We start from the raw sequence: 3241 nt of genomic DNA, 5'->3' as shown, positions 1-3241 counted from the left end.
TCCTCGGACACCACGCGGACCAGCTGGACTTCCGCCCGCTGCCGGGGGCGCGCGACCGCTTCCGCGTCGACGGGCGGGCCGGCCGCATCCGGGTCGCGGGCACCTCGCCTGCCGTGCAACTCATGGGCCTGCGCCAGTACTTGAAGCAGGTCGCGCACGCGAACATCTCCTGGGCGGGCGAGCAGCTGCGCCTCCCCGGGCGGCTGCCCGCGCCGCCGCACCCGCTCACCGGCCGGGCCCACGTCCCGCACCGCTTCGCCCTCAACGACACGAACGACGGTTACACGGGGGCGTACCACGACTGGGCGTACTGGGAGCGGGAGCTGGACGTGCTCGCGCTGCACGGGTGCAACGAGGTGCTCGTGTCCGTGGGCGCGGACGCCCTGTACCGGCGCGTGTTGCGCGGATTCGGCTACGGGGACGAGGAGTTGCTGCACTGGATCCCGCTGCCCGCGCACCAGCCGTGGTGGCTGCTGCAGAACATGGCGGGCCCGGCAGGCGGCCCTGTCCCCGCCGGGCTGCTCGCGGCGCGGGCCCGCCTCGGGCGCCGGATCGCGGACCGGGTCCGGGAGTTGGGGATGGAGCCGGTGCTGCCCGGCTTCTTCGGGACGGTGCCGCCGGGGTTCGCGGAGCGCAACGCCGGGGCGCACGTGGTGGAGCAGGGCGACTGGTACGGCTACCGGCGCCCGGACTGGCTCGATCCGCGCGGGCCCGTCTTCGCGCGGGTGGCGGCCGCGTTCTACCGCACGCAGGCGCAGATGTTCGGCCCGGCCGGGCTCTTCAAGATGGATCTGCTGCACGAGGGCGGCCGGGCCGGTGACGTGCCGGTCGGCGACGCGGCGCGGGGTGTCGAGAAGGCGTTGCGCGCGGCGCACCCCGAGGCGCTGTGGGTGATCCTCGGCTGGCGCCACAACCCGCCGAAGGAGATCGTGCACGCGGTCGACAAGCAGCGCCTGCTCGTCGTCGACGGCATCGCGGACCGCCTTCCGGCCGGGACGGACCGCGAGGCGGACTGGGACGGCACGCCGTACGCGTTCGGCTCCATCTGGAACTTCGGCGGTCACACGGCGCTCGGCGCGAACACCCGCGACTGGGCGGAGCTCTACGGTCGTTGGCGCACGAAGCCGGGCAGCGCGCTGCGCGGCACGGCCCTGATGCCGGAGGCCGCGGACAACAATCCGGCGGCGTTCGAGCTGTTCTGCGAACTCGCCTGGACGGAAGGCGAGTGGGACCTGAAGGCCTGGTTCGAGGACTGGTCCGTGGCGCGGTACGGCGGGCGCGACGCCCATGCCGTCGCGGCCTGGGACGTGCTGCGGCGCACCGCGTACGGTACGACGCGCGCCGACGGCTGGGCGGAGGGCGCGGACGGCCTGTTCGGGGCGCGCCCCTCCTTGACGGCCCGGTCGGCCGCCACCTGGTCGCCGAAGCAACTGCGCTACGACGCGCGAGAGTTCGAGCGAGCCCTCGATCATCTGCTGGCGGTGCGCGCGGGCCTGCGGAACTCGTCGGCGTACCGCACGGACCTCCTCGACGTCGCCCGTCAGGCGCTGTCGAACCGCGGGCGCGCGCTGCTGCCGCGGATCAGGGGCGCGTACGAGGCCGGGGACGCGGCGGGCTTCGACCGGCTGACCGGTGACTGGCTCACCCTGATGGACCTCCTGGAGCGGCTGCTCGCCACCGACTCCCGTCATCTGCTGGGGCGTTGGGTGGCGGCCGCCAGGGCCTGGGGGTCCGACGACGCGGAGCGTGCCCGCCTCGCCCACGACCAGCTCTCTCTGGTGACGACGTGGGGGACGCGGTCGGGTGCGGAGGCCGGGCTGCACGACTACGCGAACCGGGAGTGGGCCGGGCTCGTCGGCGGCCTGTACCGCACGCGCTGGGACGCCTGCTTCGCCGCCCTGCGCACCGGTCTCGCCGCGAAGCGCACGCCGCGGCCGATCGACTGGTTCGCCCTGGAGGACGCCTGGGCCCGCGACCCCGGGCCGCTGGCGACCCGCACCACCGGAGACACGTACGAAGTCGCTGTTCAGGTGCGCGAACGGCTGCGCGGAGCCTGACCCCCACCTCCCCCGGCCCTCAACTCGCGCCGCCCCAAGCCGCCTTGACGGGTATACGTCACTCCGAATCTCTGGTAGGAAACCTTCCTAACAGTCGACGGAACGACGAACTCCCCCTAGGAGGACCCGTGTCCACCCCCCACATACGCACCTCCCGTCGCACCTTCCTCGCCTTCCTCGGCGCCACTGCCGTCGCGGCTCCCCTGTTTTCCCCGCAGCTCGCCGGCGCCACCCCCGCCCCGGCAGGCGCGGCCGGGCTCGACGACCCGGCGAAGAAGGAGATCGCCATGCAGCTGGTGTCGAGCGCGGAGAACTCCTCGCTCGACTGGAAGGCCCAGTACGGATACATCGAGGACATCGGCGACGGGCGCGGCTACACCGCCGGGATCATCGGATTCTGCTCCGGCACCCACGACATGCTCGACCTCGTCGAGCTGTACACCGCCCGCGAGCCCGGCAACGTCCTCGCGAAGTACCTGCCCGCGCTGCGCGCGGTCGACGGCAGCGACTCGCACGACGGCCTCGACCCGGACTTCCCCGGGGACTGGGCGGCCGCGGCCGAGGACGCGGCCTTCCAGCAGGCGCAGAACGACGAGCGCGACCGGGTCTACTTCGACCCCGCGGTCGAGCAGGCCAAGGCCGACGGGGTCGGCACGCTGGGGCAGTTCGCGTACTACGACGCGATCGTGATGCACGGCGGCGGCTCCGACCCCACGAGCCTGTCCGGCATCCGCGAGCGCGCCCTGGGCGCGGCGCAGCCGCCCGCGCAGGGCGGCGACGAGGTCACCTGGCTGAACGCCTTCCTCGACGCGCGGGTGTGGGCGATGAAGCAGGAGGAGGCGCACAGCGACACCAGCCGCGTCGACACGGCACAGCGCGTCTTCCTGCAGCAGGGGAACCTGGACCTGGATCCGCCGCTGGACTGGAAGGTGTACGGGGACAGTTACCACATCGGCTGACGGCCCGGCCCCGGCGGCGGCCCGTTCGCAGCGCACGCGCTCCGGGCGGGCCGCTCCCCCGATCGGCCTGACCGAGATCCGGCCGGGTCTCGGTGGACGCGTCCGGGGCGAGCGTGACGCTGCGGATCGCCCGCTCCCCCGAGGCGACGGGGACGTTCACGGCGCGCAGGACCGAGGCGGTGGAGCGCCTGCCGGGTGAGGCGTGGCGCCGGGCGGTCCTCGGCA

At 73.8% G+C, this 3241-nt stretch carries 2 protein-coding genes; both read left to right on the top strand.

The genetic code is table 11. The features are described 5' to 3' along the window. A partial coding sequence (locus tag G3I40_RS21535; protein ID WP_164303776.1) for an alpha-N-acetylglucosaminidase occupies nucleotides 1-2057 on the top strand: 2057 nt, incomplete at its 5' end. A 128-nt stretch (nucleotides 2058-2185) separates the two neighbouring features. Further along, nucleotides 2186-3016: a chitosanase gene (locus G3I40_RS21530; RefSeq protein WP_164303775.1), complete on the top strand. Its 831-nt coding sequence runs from the start codon at nucleotides 2186-2188 to the stop codon at nucleotides 3014-3016. Nucleotides 3017-3241 lie beyond the last annotated feature (225 nt).

Origin of the sequence: Streptomyces sp. SID14478 (genome assembly GCF_010548525.1) — a bacterium.
Lineage (GTDB): Bacteria > Actinomycetota > Actinomycetes > Streptomycetales > Streptomycetaceae > Streptomyces.
This window is presented reverse-complemented; position numbering and strand designations above follow the sequence as displayed.